The organism is Streptomyces sp. NBC_01508 (assembly GCF_045040315.1).
Lineage (GTDB): Bacteria > Actinomycetota > Actinomycetes > Streptomycetales > Streptomycetaceae > Streptomyces.
In genome coordinates, this window is sequence record NZ_CP109419.1 from 2,443,412 (window position 1) to 2,467,051 (window position 23,640).

A 23,640-nucleotide genomic window follows, 5' to 3' on the forward strand; every position below is an offset into this window, starting at 1 on the left:
TGGCGCCGGGGGATTGACGAGACCTGCTGACAGGAAGTCTTATAAGGGAATCGAGAACCGTACCCCCGGTAACCCCAGCCACGAGGTGCTCTCAGCCATGACAGCAGCGCACGAACGCGAAGTGACAGCCACGCGCACGCGTGAGGACGACGAAGAGCGCGAGATCCAGCTCCTCCGCGACGCGCTGGGCCCGCTCCGCGACCGCGAACAGGTCGCGCGACGCCTCCTCGAAGCCTCGGCGAAGCACTCCTTCGACCCGGACAAGGACCTCGACTGGGACGCCCCGGCGGAGGACGGCAAGTGGTACTGGCCGCCGGAGCTCGTCTCCCTCTACGACACCCCGCTGTGGCGGAAGATGTCCGAGGAACAGCGGATGGACCTGGCACGCCACGAGGCCGCTTCGCTCGCCTCGCTCGGCATCTGGTTCGAGATCATCCTGATGCAACTGCTGGTCAGGCACATCTACGACAAGTCGGTGACCAGCGATCACGTCCGCTACGCGCTCACCGAGATCGCGGACGAGTGCCGCCACTCGATGATGTTCGCGAAGATGATCCAGAAGGGCGGCGCCCCGGCGTACCCCGTCCCCCGCGTCCACCACAACGTCGCGCGCCTGCTGAAGACGGTCTCCACGACCCCGGGCTCCTTCGCCGCGACGCTCCTGGGCGAGGAGATCCTGGACTGGATGCAGCGCCTGACGTTCCCGGACGAGCGCGTCCAGACGCTGGTACGCGGCGTGACCCGCATCCACGTGGTGGAGGAGGCCCGCCATGTCCGTTACGCCCGCGAGGAGTTGCGCCGCCAGATGGTCACGTCCCCCCGCTGGGAACAGGAACTGACCCGCCTCACCGCCGGCCAGGCGGCACGCGTCTTCTCGGTCTGCTTCGTCAACCCCCAGGTCTACGACAACGTCGGCCTCAACCGCCACGAAGCCCTCACCCAGGTCCGCACGAGCCCCCATCGCCGAGAGGTGATGCAGTCGGGCGCGAAGCGCCTGACGGACTTCCTGGACGACATCGGGGTGCTGCGGGGGACGGGGCGACGGCTGTGGAAGGCGTCCGGGCTGTTGGCGTGAGGGGTGGGGTGGTTGTGCGGAGACTGCCACACTGCCCGCCGCCTTCAGGCGAGGAGCCGCCACGCGGGTGCCGGGTTCGGGGGCGACCTCTCGTTGGCGGTTGAACCCCGAGGCCGAACACCCAGCACGCACAGCGCAATTGGCGGCGGCGCATGGTGGTGCACGGGGTCGCTGACCAGGCAATGACGCGACGGTGCCCTGAACTGGCCTGGGACCTGCCAGACTGATGCTGTGTCGGGCAGTCGCTCTCCTAAAGAGACGGCAAAGCCCTCCGAAAACCGCAGGTCGCGAAGAGTCTTCCCCGCGCAGGCGGGGGTGTTCCGCCCCCTGCCAGTTCCAGCCTCGGTTCTCCTGCGTCTTCCCCGCGCAGGCGGGGGTGTTCCGCCATCTACTCTCATTCGCTCCGTAGCGGAGTCGTCTTCCCCGCGCAGGCGGGGGTGTTCCGGGCCAGACCGAACTGGAGCTGTCCGCCGCGTAGTCTTCCCCGCGCAGGCGGGGGTGTTCCGTGGCCGGAGCCCACGGACTCGGTGGCTCCCCGGTCTTCCCCGCGCAGGCGGGGGTGTTCCGCGGTATCCCCGTGTCCCGGATGGCCTGCACCTGTCTTCCCCGCGCAGGCGGGGGTGTTCCGGGACCATTCTGCCTGCGCAATCGGGGGTCGCTGTCTTCCCCGCGCAGGCGGGGGTGTTCCGTCGTACCCGGCGACGCTGCGTCGGCGGGCGGTGTCTTCCCCGCGCAGGCGGGGGTGTTCCGCTGATGGCCGCTCAGCGGGAGCACAACAGCGCGTCTTCCCCGCGCAGGCGGGGGTGTTCCGCTGATGGCCGCTCAGCGGGAGCACAACAGCGCGTCTTCCCCGCGCAGGCGGGGGTGTTCCGGCCGGATTCCAGTCCGTGCCTCCCAGTACCCGGTCTTCCCCGCGCAGGCGGGGGTGTTCCGAGACAGCAGTGGTACTGGGTCTGCTGCTGCTGGTCTTCCCCGCGCAGGCGGGGGTGTTCCGGCCACGTGAGCACTGCAACGTCCATCCATGTCGTCTTCCCCGCGCAGGCGGGGGTGTTCCGCTGGCGTACATCTTCACGCCGCTCAGACCGAAGTCTTCCCCGCGCAGGCGGGGGTGTTCCGGCCGGCCACGGTCAGGCTGAGGGGGCAGCAGCGTCTTCCCCGCGCAGGCGGGGGTGTTCCGGCGTCGATCAGTGCGGCGGCGTGCGACGGGGGGTCTTCCCCGCGCAGGCGGGGGTGTTCCGACAGGGAAGCTCTCCAGGACCGTGGACCTCTCGTCTTCCCCGCGCAGGCGGGGGTGTTCCATAACGGTCATACAGCCCGGTAAACGCGACTGCGTCTTCCCCGCGCAGGCGGGGGTGTTCCGGTCGCGGAGGCGCACGGCATCGGCGGTGTCCGGTCTTCCCCGCGCAGGCGGGGGTGTTCCGCTGGCAAAGCTCCTGTTCGGCGACCTGCTGCTGTCTTCCCCGCGCAGGCGGGGGTGTTCCGCTACCGGTCAACGCATTGACCAGTCAAGCCGTGTCTTCCCCGCGCAGGCGGGGGTGTTCCGTGGTCCACCCAGTGGAGGGGTTTCGTTTGGTCGTCTTCCCCGCGCAGGCGGGGGTGTTCCGATCCAGAACTCGTTCGGGTCGTCCGTGCCGTCGTCTTCCCCGCGCAGGCGGGGGTGTTCCGCCGGGGTCGTCGGCGCGGACGATCTGCGCGACGTCTTCCCCGCGCAGGCGGGGGTGTTCCGGTACTCCGGGGCGACTGGCATACGGCCAGCCTGTCTTCCCCGCGCAGGCGGGGGTGTTCCGTCCGCCCGCTCACGGAGAACGGTGGCGCGGGCGTCTTCCCCGCGCAGGCGGGGGTGTTCCGACAGCCGGCGGATTGGTGTAGCCCCAGGAACCGTCTTCCCCGCGCAGGCGGGGGTGTTCCGTGACATGGCCAGGCAGACCGAGTCTCATGTGAGTCTTCCCCGCGCAGGCGGGGGTGTTCCGCGTGAGCATTCTCAAGGTTGGTAACCGTGTGGGTCTTCCCCGCGCAGGCGGGGGTGTTCCGCGTGTAGATGGAATTGGACTCCAGACCTGAATGTCTTCCCCGCGCAGGCGGGGGTGTTCCGCCGTTGGACGACCGCACGCAGCAGTGGGTCGAGTCTTCCCCGCGCAGGCGGGGGTGTTCCGTTCCGGTGCGACGGCGGCATGCGCGACCGCATGTCTTCCCCGCGCAGGCGGGGGTGTTCCGTCGACACCGTGGCCCGGCCACCCGTCCGCCGAGTCTTCCCCGCGCAGGCGGGGGTGTTCCAGGTCGAACAGCTCGGCACAGTGCTGGCACGCCGTCTTCCCCGCGCAGGCGGGGGTGTTCCGGTCGTCAAGTGCACCGATGTCGTCGCTCCGGTGTCTTCCCCGCGCAGGCGGGGGTGTTCCGGGCTCGGGGTCTTGGACATCTCAACTCGTATGGTCTTCCCCGCGCAGGCGGGGGTGTTCCGCAGCCGGACCCGTACGAGGATGAGTCCGCCGAGTCTTCCCCGCGCAGGCGGGGGTGTTCCGCTGTGGCGCAAGGCCCCCAGCGGCATGAAGGAGTCTTCCCCGCGCAGGCGGGGGTGTTCCGGCATTGGCGAGGTCGACAAGAGCATGCTGAGCGTCTTCCCCGCGCAGGCGGGGGTGTTCCCGCGGCTGTCAGCGCTGCTGCGTATGCGAGTCTGTCTTCCCCGCGCAGGCGGGGGTGTTCCGAGCTCGGCAGGCTCCAGGGCCAGGTACTCGGTGTCTTCCCCGCGCAGGCGGGGGTGTTCCGTGCCATGGTCCGTCCTCTCTTTGAGACCGAGTGTCTTCCCCGCGCAGGCGGGGGTGTTCCGGCGTCGATCAGTGCGGCGGCGTGCGACGGGGGGTCTTCCCCGCGCAGGCGGGGGTGTTCCGCGGCCGGGATCTTCTGGGTGGAGGAGCGGCAGGTCTTCCCCGCGCAGGCGGGGGTGTTCCGTTGCGGTGGTCGACGCTCGCGCCGTACGCCGCGTCTTCCCCGCGCAGGCGGGGGTGTTCCGGCGTGGTCCAACTGATGGCTGAGTGGGGCGTGGTCTTCCCCGCGCAGGCGGGGGTGTTCCGCCTGCGGCTCGACCGCGTGTGTGCTGTCCGGTGTCTTCCCCGCGCAGGCGGGGGTGTTCCGGTAGTCGTGCCGGACTTCCAGGTGCACTCTGTGTCTTCCCCGCGCAGGCGGGGGTGTTCCGGATCACCCCATGAGCCAGAACCCCGCCCGGCAGTCTTCCCCGCGCAGGCGGAGGTGTTCCTCGCATGTGGCACAACAGCGAACGTGCGAACACGTCTTCCCCGCGCAGGCGGAGGTGTTCCGGTCAACGCGATCCGGCGCGTGCCCGGCGCGTCGTCTTCCCTGCGCAGGCGGGGGTGTTCCGTGGCCCGCTACGAAGAGCGCATGCACCTCTTCGTTGTTCCCGCGCAAGCGGGGGTGTTCCGGCCCCGGGGGCGATCAGCACAGCAGCGCGCACGTTGTTCCCGCGCAAGCGGGGGTGTTCCGCACCTGGGCCGGGCGATGCTCGGCTGGGTGGAGTTGTTCCCGCGCAAGCGGGGGTGTTCCGCGAGCCGCAGACATGGGTGTGGCCATGGGGCAGCCTTCCCCGCGCAGGCGTGGGTGTTCCGCGTTCTATGCGTGTATCACGCATATGGCTGAAGGCCCCGGCCAGCAGCGCCGGAGCACCTGCCGGTTGGGGCGTATGGCCCTCGCCCGTGCGCGCCGCCGCGCCACGGGCGAGGGTGTCACTGCCGTACGTACTGGCGTACGGGGTTCTCGTGGGCGCCGAGGTGCATCGCGAGCAGGCGCTCGATACTCGTGGGCGCCGAGGTGCATCGCGAGCAGGCGCTCGATACACGACCGGCAGGCATCGAGTGGCGTCTCGCCCTCCGGTCCGGTGATCTCTCCGATACGGGTGACCTGGAGTCCTGCGCGGTCGCAGCGGAAGCAATCGCCCAGCTCGTACACGACTGCTGGGTCGGTCACCGCGTCGGGCCGCCGAGCGCACGGGAGTTCATGAGACGGGCGGCGGTGGCCCCGCCGGGGATCCGTCGCTGTGGAGCAGTCCGCCCCAGGCGCCCGCGGGGTGCTGGTCCAAGGGCAGCAGGTTCTGGCGCCGGAGACAGGGCGGGCACGCGTAGATGATCCAGCCCGGTCCGGAGGCCGAGTGGAACAGCCCGACCGCGACCAGCTCCTCGGCGCCGGATTGGCACCAGGTGCAGGTGTCCTGACGGAATTGCCAGCGGATCGGTTCCTCGCCACCGAGGTCTTCGGGAGTGATCGGGTCGCCCCGGAACAGCGGGACCACGCGGCGCTGAGTACGTGCGGCCCGCTCCGCCGCGCGCAGCTCGTCGCCCCTCCCGCACCGCTCATGCGCGTTGCACGCGGCACAGGCGGCCGTGTGATCGAGAAGCGCGCAATACGCCATGTCGCCGCCCCAGCTTCCGCTCACTGTCTCGATTTCGGCGGTGAGTGCGGTGAGGAGCGCCTGGGCGTTGGTCAGGTAGCACGTCGGTGTGAGCGGCACGGCCCACCGCAGGCGGTAGGCGGGTTTGCCTTCTCCCGGTGGCGGGACGGCGACGTACGACGCTGCGCCGAGGACGCTCACGTGCTGCGGCGAGAGGTCCCACGTGTCCGCCGTGCCGGGGTGTACGAGCCAGTACAGCGTGGCGGCGTGAGTGTCCTCGATGACGGCGCCGGTCGTAGTACCGAGGCGGCTGATCACGCCTGGCCCGTATCGGGCCGGGACGCGTACGGCGTCCCAGACGTTCCCGGCCGCCACGAGTTCGATCGTCGTGGTGGGCGGTGTCCAGGGAGTCACGGTCTTCATCCGGTCACCGCCAGGCGCTCCGCGTGGGTGCACAGCGCCACGACGGAGCGGGCAAGGAGCGTGGCATGCCGCAGAGGGCCGAGCGAGCCGGGGCCGGCCGACAGCCTGCGCCGGGCCTCGCCGAGACCTGCCTCGGCGCGGGGGTCGTCGCACCCGTCCAGCTCGGAGATCAGCAGGTTCAGATGACCGCGCAACTGGAGGATGAGCAGATCGAGTTCCGCGCCGGGCGGGTCGGCCGCCGGGCCGAGGAGCCGCTGCACGGCCTCGCGCATCGTGGCGATGTCCAGCGGATCGCCCGCGTGCGTGTGCTGTGCGGCGTGGGGTCGGCAGCCGTGAGGGAACCAGTGGCCGCCCTCGGCGCTCGGCCGCTCTCCCAGGTCGACCGCGGTCTCAGCGGTGAGCGGGGGTTCGGCGGCGTCCCAGACGCACACGGCACCGCGCGCCTGGTCGTCGGTCAGGGTGTCCAGCGGGGGGAGCGCGTGCAGTGCGACGGCCTCGCCCGTGATGTCGTGAAGGGTGCCGGTCACCGGGGTTGCACCTGGCCCTGACTGCGGTCACTCACGGGCTTCTCCAGGGGTCTGCGGGGTGTGAGCCCGGCCAAGCCCGAGCGGGCATTCCACCCATACGGTGGGGGCTCAGGAGGAAGTCCATCCCTGAACCAGCCTGTAGACCAGGCGAAGATGCCCTGCTAGAGAGAACGTGACCCCGGTGATTTTTACCTTCGGACTGCCGTAGTTGAGGCGCCGGGGGTACCTTGCGGATGTGGCGAAGAACGAAGCACTGGCCGCAGCCATGGCTGATCTGGCACTCTCTCAAACGGAGTTAGCCCGCAGACTCAATGCCGAGAACGAAGCGCTGACAGGGCGCGAAGGGCGCCTGACGGACCGGGATGTGCGGCGGTACCTCGACGGCGGCACCCAGTGGCCTCATGCGAGGCAACGTCTCTGCCTTGAGAAAGTACTTGGGCGATCGGCCACCGAGTTGGGATTCAGCCGGGGCGAGACCGGTCAAGCGCGCCCCCGGTCCAACACTGCCGCCAGCGGTCCTTCACCAGCCAGCGCTCCGCCACTCACTCGACTCGGTATGAGTGACGTATACCGTTTCCACCATGAGTATGTGCGGATCCTCCAGGATGACTGGAAAGTCGGGGGCGCGAGGCAGGTGGAGAACGATGCTGTCGAGCTTTCCATGCGCATCCAGTCCACCCTTTCCTCGGGAACGGCCTCGACCCGAGTGCGACAGGCGCTGTACTCCCTTGCTTCCGACGTAATCAGCGCTGCTGCTTTCGCCGCTATTGACGCCAAGGTTCGCACCCGTGCCCGGAGACACCTGGACAGAGCGATCACATTGGCGGGTTTGTCCGGAGACTCCGAGACGCAATACCACGTCTGGAACCACTTGGCGATGGCGGCCGGACAACGAGAAGACCATGTTGAAGGTGTGGCTGCTGCCGAGACCATGAAAGGGCTTTGGGTCGCCCGTCGTGATCCTTTGTACGCTTCTCTTGCCCATATGCGCATTGCAAAGGAGTTGGCCCGGAGTTTTCGGCGTAGTGAAGCCCTCCGAGCCCTCGCCGCGGCCGAGAGATCCTTTTGCAGAGCTGGCGATGAAAAGCGGTCGGCCTGGATCGATTTCTACGATCACAGCGAGCTGGACGGACTCTCGGCCAGCATCTGGTTCTGTGTGGGTGATTTCGGGAAGGCCGAGTACTTCTTTCATCGAACGCTCTCAGGGATTCGTCCCGAACTCGTTCGCAACGTGTCCCTGTACACGGCACACCTCGCGCTGGCCCAAGCACGTCAGGGGGAGCTGGAGTTGGCGTGTGCCACAAGCCAGGACGCGCTCGGCCTACTTGCCGGGTCGGGCTCGAAGCGCACCATCGACACCCTCGGCAGGGTGTGGACTGTGGTTGCCTCGGCGGGGTCCAGGGCGCCTGAAGTTACTTCATGGCTCGAAAGGTCGCGGCAATGGAAGTGAAATTCTACGGACAGCAGGATGCAAAGGGTATCCGGACGATGCTTCTGGACATCCACGATGCGGCCTACGAGGGGTCGACAGGTTCCTTTGATTCCAGAGAGCGTTTCGCTGAATTCGTGGATGGCTGGAGCAGCCGGGACGGCTGGGTCTGCCTCATCGGCTTTGACAAGGGTGAACCAGTGGGCTACCTATACGGAGCCCCTTTCAGCCCCGGTGGCTGGTGGAGGGGCTCGGACCGACCTGAGTTTCTGGGCGCAGAGGATCGAGCCTTCGCACTGTCTGAACTGATGGTGCTACCTCGGTGGCGAAAGACGGGCGCCTCTTTGAGGCTCCACGAGGCCCTGTTGGCAAGCAGGACCGAAGAGGCGGTGACGTTGTTTGTCGACCTTTCGCATCCCAAAGTGGTGGCACTCTATGAATCATGGGGATACGAGAAAGTTGACGAGTCCAAACCCTACGAAGATTCCCCCGTATTCGCCGTAATGTTGAGGCTTCTCAAACCCGAGCGTAGCAATCGGGCATGACGAAGGCGCCCCTGTCTGGCCTTCGGGCAGGGGGCGCGTTTTCCCCGCGCAGGCGGGGGTGTTCCGTCCGGATCGTCCTTCCACGGCAGGAAGAAGCGGCTTTCCCCGCGCAGGCGGGGTCGTCCGCAGCCCCCTCAGCCAGCCTCCCCCACCACCCCGTCTCCCGTCCCGTCAGCGCCCGCCAGTTCCGCCTGGGGGCGGAAAGCCATCAGTGTCAGGCCGTCGAAGTCCACAGGGGTGCGGCGGCGGGCGCCCGCTGTTTGGAGGGTGAAGCCCTGTTCGGTGGGGGACGGGTGGATCAGGACCGCCGCTCCCGGGCCGATGGATGCCGCGACCACCGACCAGAGTTCTTCGCGGACCCGTGCCGACAACGTACCCACGTACACGCCCGGTGTCGGTTCGATCATCCAGCGGGTGAGGGCTCCGCGGACGTGGGCCGGTAGGGCCGTTGTGGTGAGGACCGTCATCGAGGGCATGGGGTCTCCGGTACGTCAGGGGTGTTCCGCGTGTCAGTCGTCACCAGGCGCCTCCTGGGCGTAGTTGACACCTGCGGGGACCGAACCGGCCACGGGATCCCAGAGGTTGACGATCTCCACGCTGTGGCCCTCCGGCAGGGGCTCGGCCTCCTCCGGGGCGAGGAGGGACTGGACGTCGGCGACGATCCTCGGGAGGAGTTTGAACAGCCGTAGCCGTTCGCGGAATCGGCGGCGCGCGTCGGCCTCGGGCCGTGGGGAGTCGTTCAGTGAGAACGCCAGCGGCACCGTGATCTCGGCCTTGTAGAGATCGGCGATGTCGTACACGAACGCGTGCTGCGTGCCTTGGTGTACGAAGCCGAGCGCGGGCGAGCAGCCGAGGGCCACCAAGGCCGAGTGGACGATTCCGTACAGGCAGGTGTTGGCTGAGGACAGGGCGAGGTTGACGGGGTCCTGGGTGTCCCAGGAGTCGGGGTCGTACGCGCGGCGGAAGCGACCGATCCGGTGTTGCTGGGCGAGGAGTTTGTACAGCGCCTTCATACGCTGGCCTTCGAGGCCGCGTAGCTGCTCAAGGGTGGTTCTCGCCGGGACGGTGACCTCGAACCGGGACGTGTACATCCGCCGCGCGACGGAGAGCCGGCGCTCCGGATCGCTCCACTGGCGGACCTGGTGTTCCAGCCAGCGCGTGGTGAGCGACTGCGGCACCGTGCCCGAGTAGCACCGCACGCCTCCCGAGCCGGTACAGATCACCGTTGTGCCATGCCGGGCGAATGTCGCCAACGCGGGCTGTGTGATGGACGTTCCGGGGCCGAGGAGTACGCAACTCAGCGAGGATGTCGGCAGATAGACGCGCGTGATGTCACCTTCCGCGCTCGTGGTCTCGGCGCAGACGCCGGTGTCGTCCTGGACCACGCGTACGACATCGACGTAGAGGAAGGACAACGAGTCACCGATACGGGGCAGCATGGCGAGCGTCGGCTTGGCGATACGCCGCCGTGCGTCGGTCGTACGAGGGGGCGTGGGCATCGTCGGTGTCAGTCTCCTCGTCCGGCGGGGGCGATGCTGAGCAGGCCGCAGCCGTAGGACTTGCTGCGTCCAATGCCGTTGAGCAGGGCCGAGCGGAGCGCCACCGGGTCGTTCACCGTCGCGGTGCCCTCGAAGAGGGTGACGGCCCGGTCCACGCGGAGCCGCGTCGCGGCGGTGTTCGTGGGTGGTTCGTGCCAGGTGGTGGCGGCGTCGGCGGAGCGTGAGGTCAACGTGCGGAGGTCGAGGCCCGCGGCCTGCGCGCGGTCTTGCCACCACTGGTCGGCCTCGGGGCCGTGGAGCGGCAGGGCCTGCTTCCAACGGCCGGCCTTGCTGTTGGGTCCGCAGCGTCGTACGGCGTTGCCGGCGAGCCGGTAGCGGACGGGCAGGCCGGCGCGGAGCGCCGCCAACAGCGCTTCCATGGAGCGCACTTGGGCGCGGGCGTAGTTGTCCGGCAGCCGGTCGGTCGCGGGGCGCAGGGCGGTCTGGACGAGGACGACCGGCGAACCCGTACCGTCGGCCTCCAGGCGGAAGAGGACCCCGGCACGTGATCGTGGGCTGTCGCCGAGTCCGTCGGGGACGAGCCTCATGACGGTGCGATGCAGGTCGGAGAGGCTGCGCAGGTCGCGCTGGACCGTGCGGTCGCGCGGGTTCAGCAGGAGTTGGGTCAGCCAACCGCTCTCCCCCGTAACCGACTTCGAAGGGGTGCGCGTTGGGATCACCGGGAGACTCCTAGGTGGGGCTCGATGGCTTCGAGATACCGCAGGCCGTAACCGGCACACAAGGACGCCGGGAGATTCCGTGTGGTGCTGAAGACGGGCCGTGCGCGGTAGACGCGGTCGCGGGGGGTGAGACGGACGGGTTCGTCGTTCATCACCGTGACCGCGCCCGAGGCCGACGGCACTTTGTCGGTGCCGTCCGGGAAAGGGCGCTCGCCGACGAAGCGCACCGGCACGGTTTCGCCGTCCGGCCGGGGGCGGGCCAGCGGAAGGCCCGTAAGCGCGGCGACCGGGTCGGCGAGTCCCGTACCCAGCAGCAGCAACGCCCCCGGCGGGCAGGAGCGGCGGCCGAGGTGCGGCGGCCAGTGCGGCGCGGCGAGGGCGGTGGCGCAGCGCCGCGCGAGGTCGTCGTCGTCCGGCACTTCGGCGGCGACGGTGAAGGCGGCGTCGGAGAGGTAGTGCCGGTACGAGACGATCGTCGCCGTCTCCTGACTGCGGCGGCCTCCCTTGGCCGTCGGGACGGTGCGGTGCTGTGGATATCCGCCGCCGACGGTGTGGAAGTCGCTCATGACCGTGCCGGGCCGGTCGACCCGTACGGTGAAGCGGATCGCGGTGAGACGGCGGAACAGTGCCTCCTTGTCCGAACCATCCGAACCATCCGTAACGGCCTGGGCGCGTGGAATGCCCAGGGCCGAGGCGAGCAGCCCGATCAGTCCGGAGCGGGTGGGTTGCGCGGCGGTGTCGCGCAGGGTGAACGCGCTGTGCTCGCCCCACGCCTGCAGGGGAGCGGCGAGGTGCAGGACGAAGCCGCAGCCGCTCACGACGCGTCCACCTTCGACTCTGCGTGCCCGTGCCCGAGCCCGCTGAGCGGGAAGGCGATCTGTACGGCCTCGGCGACGAGTTGCGGGTACGAATCGGCCTGTGCGCCCAGCCCGGCCAACGGCTTCTCGTCCAGGCCGGCATGGGCCGCGTACGGAGGCTTGTCACCCCCGAGCAGCCTGTTGATACGGGAGGCGTACGAGCTGAGCGCCTCCCTGGACCCCATGGACCAGCCGTTGCCGTCGGCCCGTACCGGCTGCTCGAAGGCTGCCGCGAGGGAGAGTGGTCGGTCGCCACGGACCGAGATGTGGACCAGGTCGGGGCGGCTGTGCGGCGCCGTGGAGGTCTTCTTCGCGGACGGCACGGTGTCGAGGAACGCGCCGACGAAGGCCGTAGCGAGGTCGCGCATCGTATCGACGTCGGTGGCGTCGGCGACATCGGTGGCATCGGTGGCATCGGCAGGGTCGGTCAGGGATGCCACGTTCCGAGCGAGATCGCGCAGATCGAGCGTGGCATAGCGGTAGAACACACCACTGCTGAACTCACCCGTGTTCATATGCGCGCTGCCCGCGTCCTCGGCCCACTGGTTCACGTCGTCGACGGCCGTGAAGAAGTCGGCCTGGACGGACGTCGCGTGAGTGGTGAAGGCATGGGCCACCTGCACCGCGCCGTCGACGCCCGCGCCCGGGATCTCCGCCAGCATGCGGCCGAAGAGGGCGATGGATCCATTGCGCGAGCGGAGAACCTCGTGGATCTTCTCCTTCGGCAGGAGCGCCTTCTTCGCGACGGCCTTGCCGAGCGCCGCGGTCAGCTCTTCCCGGTGGGTCTCGGCGATGTCGGCGAGCGTGGACGCGGCGCTCTCCGGCAGGAAGAGCAGCGATGCCGTGCTGCGGTCGCCCTTCTCCAGGGCGAGTTTGGTCTCCGTGGACCGGATGACCTGCGCGCCGGCGAGTGCTGCCAGCTCCTCCGGCCATTCGCGGCGCAGGAGTTCGCGGACGACCTGCTCGGGGAGGCGTCGGGTACGCAACGCCTTCTCGCCGATCGACTCTTCCACGGCGAGGCGGACGGGACGCTTCCACGCCTGGCTGGAGACGCGGGTACGGGTGGTGCCACCGAAGGTGAGGGTCTTGGGCGAGCCCAGATCATCGCGGTTGACGTTGCTGTAGGGCAGTGTCTGAAGGACGTGGACGTCCAGGAATCGGGGTACGGCGGCAGGCATGGCGAAGATCCTTTGCGAGCGGGGTGTGCGTGCGTATTCGGCTGTCGGTCGATCTGTGGGCGTACTGGATCCGGGGCGGCTATTCGTCGGAGGCAGCAGCGGATTCGGACTCCGGCTCCGACTCTGGCCCGGACTACGCGTCGGCCTCCCGTCGACGCTGGGTCCGGTAGAAGGCCTGGAGCCACCGGGTCGTGACCTCGCTCTGCCGGTGGTGCCAGCCGATCAGGTCCCCGAGCAGGCAGGCGTAGTCCGGCGCGACTCCGGCCGAACCCAGTTGACGGCAGAGTCCGGGCAGCATCCGGTGCACCCCGTCGAGGTCCTGACGGACCACCAGATGCAGCCGCGCCTCCGCGGTCGACACCCGGGTGTCTCCCGCCTTGCGGCGGTCGACGGTGAGCGCGAGGCTCTCGCCCAGGCTGGTGCCGGAGGCGTGGAAGCCGGAGACGGCGGGCTTGGCCGTCCCGGCGACGGGTGCGCCGGCCTCGGCTTCCGTCACGTCCTGCGGATCCGCCTCGGGCTCATCTCGCAGTGCCCTCGGACGGGCCGCGACGAGCGCGGCCACCGCGTAGTACGCCCTGATCTCGTGCTGCCTGCTCGGCGTCCCGTCCGCCTCCGGCACGAATGCCCGCCGCAGCAGCGTCGCGTGCATACGGGCGGGGACTTCCTCGACCGGCTTTCCCAATCCGCTCCGCAGCGCGGCCTGGTCGCCCGGCGACTTCCCGCACAGCTTGACGACCCAGGCCACGTACGCGTCATACGTGGCAATCCGCCGGTACCTGGAAGGAGTTGAGCCAGAAGTCGTCGCGGGGACGTTCATCGTCCTACCTCGCTCTTCAGTCCGGGTGTCGCCGCACGATCCGTACGGAGAAGGCTTCGTACGAGGCCACGCGCGCCTTCGCACGCCTTGGCCCCACGGGGGGTGGCGGCGACCTGTGCGGTCACCGCGTCGTACTCGACGAGTGCGAGGCGGCCGAACGAGCGAAGGCTGTCGGTGAAGTCCCGCGCCTCCAGGGCCGACCAGAACAACTGCTCCGCCTTCGGCCAGTACCCACCGAGCGCGAGCGCCGGCCAGGGGCCGCCACGCTTCCGCCGGTCCTTGGCCGTCCCGCCGGGTTTCTCGCCCTCGAAGGGTGTGGTGTAGGCGCGCCACGCGTTCTGGAGCGCGGACTCCAGTCGGTACGCGGCCTTTTCCGCCGACTCCCGGCCCTCCCGGATGTCGAGCCTGATGTCGTTGTCCGCGGCGTAGGCGGGGTTGAGCAGGTTGAACAACGGGGGCGTGGCCGCGGTGAAGTACGTCCTGTCGCGGGTCTGGCCGTCCTGATCGAAGCCGAGCGCGTGCACCCGTAGGGAATCGGCGACCGGCCGGGGCAACTGGCTGTTGAGATCCGTCAGAATCCGTGGCCGGTGGCCGCCCTCACCGCCCCGGTTCTCGTTGACGAGCGCGTCCAGGTCCCGCCACAGTGCGCGGTTCGCGTCGGCTTCGCGCGGGCGTCTGGTGCCGTCCTTGCCCTCGTCCCAGAGGACGTACGGATCCTCGTACGGCGGCCGGTTGGCGCGAATGGCCCAGGTGATCGTCGCGTCCACGACGGTCCGGCCGTCGGCGCCCGGGGTGAGCAGCACCGCGTGCCGGTACTGCTCGGTGAGCGCCGACAGCGGCCCCGCCGGAGCGGGCGGCGGCGCCAAGGGGTTGGGCAACTCGTCGCGCTCCCAGGGGCATTGGTCCGCCGCTCGGCCCCGTTCCGCACGCCCGTCCTCGAACGTGCCCGGTCCCGGCAGACCGAGCAGGAGCGTTTCGTAGAGGGAGCGTCCCACCGGGTGGTACGACAGCACCTTCCGCAGCGGCCCCGCGTACGCGTTGCCGAATCGCTGCCCCGCGACCGTGCGCGGTGTGCACTGGCCGGAGGGTCCGTAGTAGAGCTGCGCGAGGAGATGAAGGGCCGCGTCGCCGGAAGCGAGCGGGATCTGCTCGTCGTCGGTGAAGTGCCCGAACCAGACCTGGTTGTTGCCCGCAGGCCGGGCCATGACCAGCTTGTTGACGCCCGATCCGCCGGGGCACTCGGCCCGCAGCCGTGGGTCCTGGAGCCATGGCCGGTCCGGGTCGTGGAGCCGGAAGCGGGTGGCGTACCGGGTGAAGTACGCCTCGACCGCAGCCGGTTCGAATCCGTCGCCGCTCCGGGCCAGCAGGCCGTAACGCCGGTTGTACCACTCGCGCCCCTCGACCTCCCACAGTCCGGTGATCCGCGCGGTGATGGCGTAGAGCACCCGCAGCAGGCCGGAGGCGGCGGGCGGCAGGGCGATGGCGAGGCCGCCGATGTGGTGGGCGTCGAGGAAGAGTTCACGGAGACCGACGGTGCGCGAGCCCTCGCCGGACACCGGCACCCATTCTTCGGTGCGGAGATCAAAGTGTTCTGAACCAGGTGTGGTGGGTTTGTCGGGCATGGGGCAGCGACACCTCTGTGTTGGAGGCGGATCGAGGGACGTGGCGGTACGGATCATGTACGTGCCACGTAGGGTGGGGACTTCTCCGCGATGCGGAGGTGGTCCGACACTGGTAAGCGGTGGCGCGCTTCTGGGCACGACCCGCGATTCCCGCGCAGGCGGGGGCTTCTGCGCACGCGACCGCGACTGGATGCCGCGGCCTCGCCTCCGCCCCCGGGTGATCGGAGTGATGCTCACCGTAGTCGCGCAACAAGCGCCTCGTCCGGTGACTGCGGAGATTCCATAAGAACCTTGTAAGCGGAGCTTCTACATCAACCGCTCAGCAACCAGCCCCAGTTCGTGGTCCAAGGTCAGCCGCCGGTCCCCCAGCACCGGACCCACAGACCCCTCGGGGCCGCTCACATGGGGAAGAAGGATGATCCCGGCGAGTTTGGGTTCGTGCTGCCAGCCGGTCGGCGGCTCGTTCGCCGACGTACACGCCTTACGCCAGGGGCCGTACGCCAACGGGACGACGTAGCCGAGGAGTTCGCGCACCAGAGCCCGGGAAAAGGCCCGCCTGCCGTCCCGGCCGAAGCGATCACCTTTCATCGGGAACGGAACAGCGCACTCCTCGTCCAGCCAGCGCCCACCCTCGGCGTCGTCGAACACCGGCAGGGTAAGGACAGTGTCCGCGCCCAGCCGGGTGGCGATGATGTCTTCGTCGGCATCGCTGCTGGTCAGCACAGACAGCGAGTCGACGTCTGCGGGCTTCGGCACCATCACCAGCCCTGCCAGCGCCCGGTGCGCCATCTCGTCGGACAGCCTGTCGATGTCCTCGGCCAGCAGCTTGTCCGGGTCCTTGGAGGCGAACTCCTCGTCGTACACGCCGTCCACGAGTTCCTGTACGTCGCCGGGCACCCGCACCGGCTGTCCCCTCCGGCGCTCCAGAAGCTCCTGGGTGCGGCGCAGCAGCGAGGGCGCGTACACGTCGCCCCACGTTCGCGGCGTCCGGAACTCGTTGTCCACGACCGGCGCCAGTACGACCAGCCGGGGGCCGTGGCACCACTGCGGGCGGTACGGCGCGGTCGCCGCGTGCCGCCACACCCGGCCGGCCCGCTGCAACAGCAGGGCCATCGGAGCCAGGTCGGTGACCATCAGATCGAAGTCCATGTCCAGCGACTGTTCGATCACCTGGGTGGACACCAGGATCGTGCCTTGTGGCGGCGTCGGGCGCCGCACACCCTCCTTGCCGACGCGCCCGAACCATGACTCCGCCTCGGCCGTGATGGCGCCGCGCCGCCATCCGGGGAAGCGGGCGTGCAGGAGGCGCAGGCGGGGGCCGGCGGCCGGGCCGTGCGGCTCCCGGAAGTGCTCACGCAGTGCGGCGTACGTCTGCTGGGCCTCCCCGACGGTCGTGCAGATCACCGCGGCGCAGCCGCCGGACGCCGCGACAGGCGCCAACTCGGCTATCAGGGTGGCCAGTCGACCGTCCTCGGCCGCCGGGTCGTAGGTGTGGGTCACCGGCCGCAGGTCGATGTCCAGGGTGGTCGGCCGGTTGGTATCGATCGGCTCGCGCGGCACCGTCACCGCGCCGGTGGCGGCATCCGCGTACAGCCAGCCGGGGTACGAGGGCGAGGGCAGCTCGTACGAACCGGGCCGGCGACCCGTCCCGGTCAGATACGCCTCCACCATTCCGGTGGCCGTGCGGCCGGTCAGCGTCGCGGACAGCAGGATGACCGGGGTGCGCAGCGCGCCCAGCCAGACGAGCAGTCGCAGCAGCAGCGCGTGGGTGAACGCGTCGTACGCGTGGGCCTCGTCGATGATCACCGTCTTGCCTGACAGGCCCAGTTGGCGCAGCGCGTTGTGCCGGAGCGGGAGGACCGCCATGAGGGCTTGGTCGATGGTGCCGACGGAGAGCGGGGCGAGCAGGCCACGCCCGCGCGTACGCAGCCACCGGCCCGCCGAGACGGAAGCCCCGCACCGGGCCGGGGCGGGGTCGGTGATCAACGTGCGCGGCTCGGGGACGTACTGCTCGTTGAGGTCTGCGGCCCCGTGCAGAAGCGTCAACTGGGCTTCGCCCAACAGGTTTTCGCGGCCGAACGCGACGACCCGGCCGTAGAGCTGATCGGCCGTCGCGCGTGTCGGCAGGAGGAAGGCGACGCCCGGACACCCGGAGGCACGCCCCATCGCGGCGGCGGCACTGAGCGCGACTTCCGTCTTCCCTTCGCCTGGCGGGGCGGTGACCAGGAGAATGCCGGGTCCACCGTCGAAGGTGCCGGAAGCGGCGAGTTCGCTGTCGACACTGGTCTGGAGGGGGTGCGGGGTGGTGATCGTCGGGAAGTATCCGCGGAAGTCTCGTGCGGCGAACTGGGCACGGCCAAGGCCGGCACCGCTCAAGAGGCCCGGCGCCTCGGCGGCCGACCGTGCGGCGTGCGACCGCAGCGAGTCGACGGTCCCGAGGCCGCCCGCGTCGGCATCGTGGCGCTGCTGCCGACCGACGAAGTCGTCCTGGCTGGCGAGCCAGTCGGCCACCACGACGAGCCCGCTGACAACCACCGCGACCTCGGTGGGGAGCCGGTCGCCGCAGGGCGCCGCAGCCGGATGTCCCAGCACCTCGCGCAACGCGCTCACGTGCGCGCGTCGTTGGTCGTGCCAGCCGCCGACACCGATCTCCGGAAGGTCGCGGACCGGCCGGAAGGGGTCGCCGCTCGGATGCTCGGGATAGCGCCCGTGATGCCCGCCGAGCAGCTGCGCCACCTGCGCCACGACGAGTTCGGCCGGCCGTCGCCCATCATCACCGCCGTACCCCGATTCCACGAGCAACTCGGGCAGGACACGGGCTGTCACCACCTGGTGCCCGACCGGCTTGGCCCTGCTGTCCCGGTGCCGTCGGTGCGCGTATCGGTCCTCGGCGAGCAGCGCCGCGCACAAAGGCCGGTCGGAGGCGTGCGCCTGGAAACGGGGGTGGATCTTGCCGACGTCGTGGAGGGCGGCCCAGAACACGACCAACGACCGCGCGTCGTCCGCGGAGACCTGGAGGGCGTCAATGACGGCTCGCTGCTGCGAGGCCGCGAGGAAGCCGTCCCAGAGGGCGCCGGCGACGACGCCGGTGTCGAGGAGATGCCCGATCAGGGGGTAGGCATCGGTGAGGCCCTGGGATTTTCCCCATAAGCGACAGTCGATCATTTGTCCCTCTCCGTGACGTGTTGGCCGTGACCATCACATTGGAGCAGAGGGGTCTGACAAGCCGCGCTGTGTACGGAACTGTCGGGCGTCCCAAGGGCTGTGGAGCGCTTGGGAAACCGCAGGTGGGAAGTGATTTTCGGGTGAGCGGGGGCTTCTTTCTCCCTCAGTCCTTCGCCCGGCGGCGCACCACCAGCGTCGTTCCCGCCGCCGCCAGGGTCACCAGCGCCGCGCCCGTCGCGATCTTCGGGGTGTCCAGTTCCGAGATGCTGCCGCCCAGGCCGACGCGGGCACCCCGGGTCGGGTTCGGCGTCGGGGTCGGGGTCGTCGTCGTGCCGACCGTGAAGGTGAACGTGGAGGGGCCGCCGTCCGGGCAGGTGATGGTGATCGTGTGGGTGCCCGCGCGGGCTTCGCGGCGGACGGTGGCCGTGCCTCGGTAGGCGCCCTCCGTCGAGCCCGAGGACAGCGTGACCGAGCCCGCGAAGGCCGCGGACGAGGCCGTCACCGTGCGGGCTTCGCAGCCGCCGTTGAGGGAGATCGCGACCGAGGAGCCGGGGGTCGCCGGGCTCGGGCTGACCGTGAGGGTCGGCTGGGCGTCCGCGTGGGCCGTCGTCGCACCCGCGCCCAGGGCCAGCGAGGACAGGGCGACGGTGGCGAGGATGCGAGCAACGCGCATGGTGGAGGTCTCCGCTTCCTTGGCGCGGTGCGGGTGTGTGTCACCCGCTCGGGGAACCGGGCCGTGGCCTTCATGAAAGGCAGACACGCCGTCAAGCGGCACGCCGACGCGAGGCCCCACGTTCCGTCGAACGGCCCAGCGCGGACCGCCGAGCCCCTGGTCGCGGCGGTGGGCCGGGGAGCGGGCGGCGGGGGTGGGGGCGTACGCCGCGGGAGTGACCGGCCGTCCGGCCCGGCCGGGCGCTGCGCGACACTGGCGAGGTGAGAAGCGAAGAGACCGTCTTTGTCGGTGGGCCGCTCGACGGTCGCGTACTGCCCGTGCTGACCGGGCCGACCGGGCAGCCGCCGAAGTGGTACGAGGTGCCCGTGCCGGATGCCGGCGGCGGGGCGCCCACCGTGTTCGCGTACCGGCGTGTGCCCGCCGGGTACACCAAGCGGCTCGGGCTGCAACGCGGCTGGAAGTACGAGTACGTCCCCGAGGGGCGCGAGCGGCGCGTGCTCAAGTGGCCCTGGTCCAAGCCCGATCGCGGCTGACGCGTCGGAATTCGTGGGCCGGGTCGCGGACTCGCCGACCGGACACGGTCACATATGGTGCGGCAGGCTCGATTTGTCGGGCACCGTCTAGGATCGACCAGGCCGGAGACGACTTCCCGGCAGAGCCACCAGGGGGCATTCGCGTGATGGAACCGCTACAGCCGGACGACCCACGTCTCGTCGGGCCTTACACCGTGCTGGCGCGGTACCGGGAGTCGGCGAGTGCCGTGCAGTATCTGGCGTACGGGGCGAACGGCGCCACCGCCGTCGTCGCCGTCGCCCGGCCGGCTCTCGCCGCGCTGCCCGCCTTCCAGCGGCGCTTCCAGGCCGAGGCGCGGACCGCCGAACGGCTGGCCGGTGGCTGGGTGCAGCCGCTGCTCGACTTCCGTACGGACGCGGCGGAGACGGACACGCTCTGGACGGCGAGCGACTACGTCCCCGCGCTCACTCTCGGCGAGGCCATCGCCGTCGCCGGTCCGCTGCCCGAGCGGGCCGTACGGATACTGGGTGCCGCGCTCGCCGAGACGCTGTCGCGGGTCCACGCGACCGGAGCCGTGCTGCACGGGCTCGCTCCCGACACCGTGACCCTCGCCGTCGACGGGCCGCGCCTCACCGCCTTCGGGGCGCTGGGCGCGGCGGCGTCGGCCGAGGCGGCGGAGGGCGGGCGGCTGTCCGTACGGCTCGGGTATCTCACGCCGGAGCAGTTGGACGGCGAGGTGCCGGGGCCGCCGTCCGACATCTTCGTGCTGGGGCTGCTGCTGGCGTACGCGGCGACCGGTACGACGCCCCTCGCGGACGGGCCGCCCGACGCGGCGGCCGAGCGTATCGCGCACGGGGCGGCCGAACTCGACGGCGTGCCGGAGGAGTTGCGGCCGATCGTCGCGCGCTGTCTGGCGAAGGAGCCGGGCGAGCGGCCGACGGCCGGGGCTGTCGCGGCGGAGCTGGCGCTGGAGGGTGCGGCAGCGGCGGCGGGCGCCGTGCCCGGCGGCTGGCTGCCCAACGCCCTGTCGGCCTCAATCGCCGAACAGGCCGCCCGAGTTGATGCTCTGCACGCTCCTATGGACGCACCTGTTGACGGGCCGGATGAGGGACCGGTCGAAGGACCGGTCGAAGGACCGGTCGAAGGACCGCAGGACGCCGTGCCGGGTGCCCCGGCCGACGCGATGCCCGACACCGACGCCCGCACCACCCGTATCGGCCGGCCCCGGACCGCGTCCGGCAGTACGGGCGGGGTCGTCGACCGGCCGACCGCCGCGTTCTCGCTGCCCCGCGCCCGGCCCGAGCCGACCGCCCTCCCGCTGCCCCCGGCCGCCGCCCCGGTGCCGCAGCAGTCCCAGCCGCTCCCACCGGGACCGCCCGCGCTGCCACCGGCGGTGGCACCGGCGGTGGCACCGGCCCAGGCCCCGGCGCCCTCCGCCGCCCTGACCGCCCCCACCGGCTCCGCCTCCGGCTCGGGTCGGCTGGCCGCACTGCGGCGGGGGCCGCTCGGGCAGCCCCTCGGTCGGCGCGCGCTCATCACCGGCATCGTGGCCGGCGCAGCCGGGCTGCTGATCGGTGGCGGTGGCGTGCTCGCGCTGGCCGACGACGAGCCGTCCGACGACACCGACGGAAAGCCCGGCAACGACACCGGCAAGGGTCTGACCGGGCTGCCGCCCGAAGCCCTGTGGGCGTACGAGCACAAGGTGGCCGCCGACGACGTCCTGAACGCCGCCGTCATCGGCGGCCGGACCCTCGTCGTGACGACGAAGTCGGGCGCCACCGGGGTGGATACGCGCACCGGCAAGCGGCTCTGGCGCAACGCCGAGGCGGCCGCCCTCCACCAGGCACTGCCCGTCCCGGGCGGACTCTGCTTCGTCGCCGCAGTGACCGGCCTGCTCTGGATCTCGGCCGCCACCGGCGCGGTCAAGCACCGTGTCGACTACGCGGACGGCGTCGAGGACGTGCCCGGTCTGACGGTCGCCGGCGTCACCGGGACCAGTGACGGCCAGGTCTGGTTCACCGGATCGCACCAGGTCGGTACGGGGAAGAAGGCCACGGTCCGCACCTTCCTCTTCGCCTTCGATCTGACGACCCGTAAGGAGTTGTGGCGCTCCGCGATCTCCAACGGCCGCGCCCCGTTGACCCCCGTGTACCAGCTGATCGCCGTACGGGAGACGGACATTGTGGTGCGCCAGGACGCCAAGTCGCTGCTGCCCGCCCAGGTCAAGGCGGGCAAGGGCAAGGCGGTCTACCACTGCTTCGGCCGCGCCGACGGCAAGCTGACCTGGTCGAAGTCGTTCGGCGCGGTGCCGCCCACGGGCGGTTCGGTCGGCGACGCGAAGGGCCGGCTGTTCACGGCGGCGGCCGACCAGTTGTACGCGTACGACACCGCCGACGCCAAGCAGTTGTGGAGCAGGCCGGGCGCGCCCAGGGTGCCGGGAGAGAACTCCTTCGCCTTCGGCACCGGAACGCTCCTGGGCTCAACGCTCTACATCGCCAACCGCTACCAGGAGGTGTACGCGGTCGACCCCGAATCCGGCGCGGAGCGCTGGAAGGGCACGACCGAGGGCCCGGCCTGGAGCGGCGTCCCCCGGATCACGCTCAGCGAGAGCGGCCGGACGGTGCTGTCGGCCGACGGGCTCCAGGTGACGGCGTTCGGGGCGAAGGACGGCAAGCGGCTCTGGAAGTTCCAGAACGCCGGCCCCGCCCCCTCCCCCGCCGCCGACGGCGCGGCCGTGGCGACGCCCGCGTACCAGCCGCTGATCGCCGGGAAGACCGCGGTGATCCGGCGCGGAGGCACCTTCTACTCGCTGCCGGTCGACTGACCTCCCACCCACCCACGCGGCGCAAGCCGCCACGCCGGGGGCCGGCGCATCGGCCCGCCGGGGGTGACGGCGTGCCGCCGTATCGCCCAATTGTGCGGTAAGCACACGAGAGCCGGGCAATTGACGCCGCATCATCGCCTTGGGGTCGGACAGGCCGTCCCGCAAACGGAGGTGATGGTGTGCCAGGCAGAGTCCTGCGGTCCGTCTGTACGGCGGCGCTCGCCGTCCTCGCGGCGGTCCCGTGCGCCGCGCCGGCCGGCGCGGAACCCGCTCCCGGCGGCGACGGCGCGCCACGCGGCGTCGCCGAACTGCTCACCGACCTGCGGAAGCTGTACCAGCAGGCCGAGGAGGCCACCGAGGCCTACAACGCCACCGAGGTGAAGCTCACCGCCCAGCAGGCCGCGGCGAAGAAGGTCGGCGCGGGTCTCACCGGCGCCCGCGAGGCGCTGGTCCGCAGCCGCGCCGAGGCGGGGCGCCTGGCCCGTCAGCAGTACCAGGGCACCTCGGAACTCTCCTCCTACGTACAGTTGTTGCTGTCCGACGATCCTCAACACGCGCTCGACCAGAAGCATCTGATGGATCGTGCGCAGAGTGACCGGCTGTCGACCGTCGCGCGGCTGACGAACAGCGAGAGGCGCGCCGACGCCCTCGCCGCGCAGTCCCGCAAGGCACTCGCCGAGCAGAAGGCGCTCGCCGCGAAGCAGCGGAAGCAGCGCGACACGGTCCGGACGAAGCTGACGGACGTGGAGAAGATGCTCGCCTCGCTCAGCACCGAGCAGATCGCCGCTGTCGCGGAGCGCGAGGACGCCGATACGGACAAGGCGCAGGACAAGCTGATCACTTCCGGCGCGCTCGGCCGGGCCGCCGACGGGACGGCGGGCCTCGGCGGGAGCGTCCGGGCGCCGTCCGCCGAGGGCGGCGAGGCGCTGGCGTACGCCGTCGAGCAGATCGGCAAGCCGTACCTGTGGGGCGCGGAGGGACCGGATTCGTACGACTGCTCGGGGCTGACCTCGCGGGCCTGGGCGCGCGCCGGGGTGAGCGTGCCCCGTACGAGCCAGGAGCAGTGGGCCGAGCTGCCGAGGGTGGAGCTGAGCGAGCTGCGCCCCGGCGATCTGGTGGTGTACTTCCCGAAGGCCACCCATGTGGCGATGTACATCGGCGACGGGAAGGTGGTGCACGCGCCGCGCCCCGGGGCTTATGTGAAGGTGTCCCCCATCGCGTCGAATCCGCTGCTTGGCGCCGTACGGCCGGATCCGGACGCCGGGCCGCTCGACGCCGAGTCGTACGTGCCGCCGGTGCTGCCGCCCGGCGCCACGGAGGGTGACGACACCGGCAACAGCTCGCAGACCGCGCCGTAGGGGCGGGGGCGCGGGAGGTG

18 protein-coding genes and 1 CRISPR repeat array are annotated in these 23,640 nt (G+C 70.5%); of the genes, 6 read left to right on the forward strand and 12 right to left on the reverse strand.

All coding sequences use genetic code 11. The features are described 5' to 3' along the window. Positions 1 to 97 precede the first annotated feature (97 nt). The gene (locus OG700_RS10965; protein WP_405612278.1) at positions 98 to 1,075 is read left to right on the forward strand and encodes a diiron oxygenase; all 978 of its coding nucleotides are present in this window, start codon (positions 98 to 100) and stop codon (positions 1,073 to 1,075) included. A 294-nt stretch (positions 1,076 to 1,369) separates the two neighbouring features. Then, a CRISPR array of direct repeats spans positions 1,370 to 4,692; the repeat unit is 29 nt; unit sequence GTCTTCCCCGCGCAGGCGGGGGTGTTCCG. A gap of 117 nt (positions 4,693 to 4,809) precedes the next feature. Here OG700_RS10965 and OG700_RS10970 read toward each other — a convergent pair. The 3 genes from OG700_RS10970 to OG700_RS10980 form a co-directional block, all read right to left on the reverse strand. Next, a complete protein-coding gene (locus tag OG700_RS10970; RefSeq protein WP_405612280.1) occupies positions 4,810 to 4,935 on the reverse strand; it encodes a hypothetical protein in 126 nt (41 codons plus the stop codon). 143 nt (positions 4,936 to 5,078) lie between these two features. Then, positions 5,079 to 5,894 (reverse strand): hypothetical protein, encoded by an 816-nt coding sequence (locus OG700_RS10975; protein WP_405612282.1) that lies wholly within the window; start codon positions 5,892 to 5,894, stop codon positions 5,079 to 5,081. Beyond that, positions 5,891 to 6,421, reverse strand: coding sequence for a DUF6415 family natural product biosynthesis protein (locus OG700_RS10980; protein WP_405612284.1), 531 nt, complete (start codon positions 6,419 to 6,421; stop codon positions 5,891 to 5,893). The genes OG700_RS10975 and OG700_RS10980 overlap by 4 nt, the downstream gene beginning before the upstream one ends. Positions 6,422 to 6,656: 235 nt before the next feature. Between OG700_RS10980 and OG700_RS10985 the strand changes: the two genes are divergently transcribed. Continuing rightward, positions 6,657 to 7,871 carry an XRE family transcriptional regulator gene (locus tag OG700_RS10985; protein WP_405612286.1) on the forward strand — a complete coding sequence of 405 codons (1,215 nt, stop codon included), beginning with the start codon at positions 6,657 to 6,659 and terminating at the stop codon, positions 7,869 to 7,871. Then, complete coding sequence (locus OG700_RS10990) at positions 7,862 to 8,395, forward strand: GNAT family N-acetyltransferase (RefSeq protein ID WP_405612288.1); 534 nt, start codon at positions 7,862 to 7,864, stop codon at positions 8,393 to 8,395. Before OG700_RS10985 ends, OG700_RS10990 begins: the two co-directional genes overlap by 10 nt. Positions 8,396 to 8,529: 134 nt before the next feature. On the opposite strand, the gene cas2e is transcribed toward OG700_RS10990, so the two are convergent. From cas2e to OG700_RS11035, 9 genes are all read right to left on the reverse strand, one after another. Further along, complete coding sequence (gene cas2e / locus OG700_RS10995) at positions 8,530 to 8,871, reverse strand: type I-E CRISPR-associated endoribonuclease Cas2e (RefSeq protein ID WP_405612290.1); 342 nt, start codon at positions 8,869 to 8,871, stop codon at positions 8,530 to 8,532. A 33-nt stretch (positions 8,872 to 8,904) separates the two neighbouring features. Further along, complete coding sequence (gene cas1e, locus OG700_RS11000) at positions 8,905 to 9,894, reverse strand: type I-E CRISPR-associated endonuclease Cas1e (RefSeq protein ID WP_405612292.1); 990 nt, start codon at positions 9,892 to 9,894, stop codon at positions 8,905 to 8,907. 8 nt (positions 9,895 to 9,902) lie between these two features. Beyond that, complete coding sequence (locus OG700_RS11005; RefSeq protein ID WP_405612294.1) at positions 9,903 to 10,613, reverse strand: type I-E CRISPR-associated protein Cas6/Cse3/CasE; 711 nt, start codon at positions 10,611 to 10,613, stop codon at positions 9,903 to 9,905. Then, on the reverse strand, positions 10,610 to 11,431 hold the full coding sequence (cas5e, locus tag OG700_RS11010; RefSeq protein ID WP_405612296.1) for a type I-E CRISPR-associated protein Cas5/CasD: 822 nt from the start codon (positions 11,429 to 11,431) through the stop codon (positions 10,610 to 10,612). Before cas5e ends, OG700_RS11005 begins: the two co-directional genes overlap by 4 nt. Continuing rightward, a complete protein-coding gene (gene cas7e / locus OG700_RS11015) occupies positions 11,428 to 12,648 on the reverse strand; it encodes a type I-E CRISPR-associated protein Cas7/Cse4/CasC (RefSeq protein WP_405612298.1) in 1,221 nt (406 codons plus the stop codon). The genes cas5e and cas7e overlap by 4 nt, the downstream gene beginning before the upstream one ends. 133 nt (positions 12,649 to 12,781) lie before the next feature. Continuing rightward, positions 12,782 to 13,393: a type I-E CRISPR-associated protein Cse2/CasB gene (gene casB / locus OG700_RS11020; protein WP_405612300.1), complete on the reverse strand. Its 612-nt coding sequence runs from the start codon at positions 13,391 to 13,393 to the stop codon at positions 12,782 to 12,784. Positions 13,394 to 13,461: 68 nt separating this feature from the next. Continuing rightward, positions 13,462 to 15,087: a type I-E CRISPR-associated protein Cse1/CasA gene (casA, locus tag OG700_RS11025; protein ID WP_405612302.1), complete on the reverse strand. Its 1,626-nt coding sequence runs from the start codon at positions 15,085 to 15,087 to the stop codon at positions 13,462 to 13,464. Positions 15,088 to 15,393: 306 nt separating this feature from the next. Next, entirely contained in the window at positions 15,394 to 18,252 is a 2,859-nt protein-coding gene (gene cas3, locus OG700_RS11030; protein ID WP_405612304.1) for a CRISPR-associated helicase Cas3', read from the reverse strand. A gap of 163 nt (positions 18,253 to 18,415) precedes the next feature. Then, on the reverse strand, positions 18,416 to 18,925 hold the full coding sequence (locus OG700_RS11035) for a hypothetical protein (RefSeq protein WP_405612306.1): 510 nt from the start codon (positions 18,923 to 18,925) through the stop codon (positions 18,416 to 18,418). A 260-nt stretch (positions 18,926 to 19,185) separates the two neighbouring features. Here OG700_RS11035 and OG700_RS11040 point away from each other — a divergent pair, with 260 nt between their 5' ends. The 3 genes from OG700_RS11040 (at position 19,186) to OG700_RS11050 (ending at position 23,620) form a co-directional block, all read left to right on the forward strand. After that, positions 19,186 to 19,458 (forward strand): hypothetical protein, encoded by a 273-nt coding sequence (locus OG700_RS11040; protein WP_405612308.1) that lies wholly within the window; start codon positions 19,186 to 19,188, stop codon positions 19,456 to 19,458. A 146-nt stretch (positions 19,459 to 19,604) separates the two neighbouring features. Continuing rightward, a complete protein-coding gene (locus OG700_RS11045; protein ID WP_405612310.1) occupies positions 19,605 to 22,262 on the forward strand; it encodes a PQQ-binding-like beta-propeller repeat protein in 2,658 nt (885 codons plus the stop codon). A 179-nt stretch (positions 22,263 to 22,441) separates the two neighbouring features. Next, positions 22,442 to 23,620: an NlpC/P60 family protein gene (locus OG700_RS11050; protein WP_405612312.1), complete on the forward strand. Its 1,179-nt coding sequence runs from the start codon at positions 22,442 to 22,444 to the stop codon at positions 23,618 to 23,620. Positions 23,621 to 23,640 lie beyond the last annotated feature (20 nt).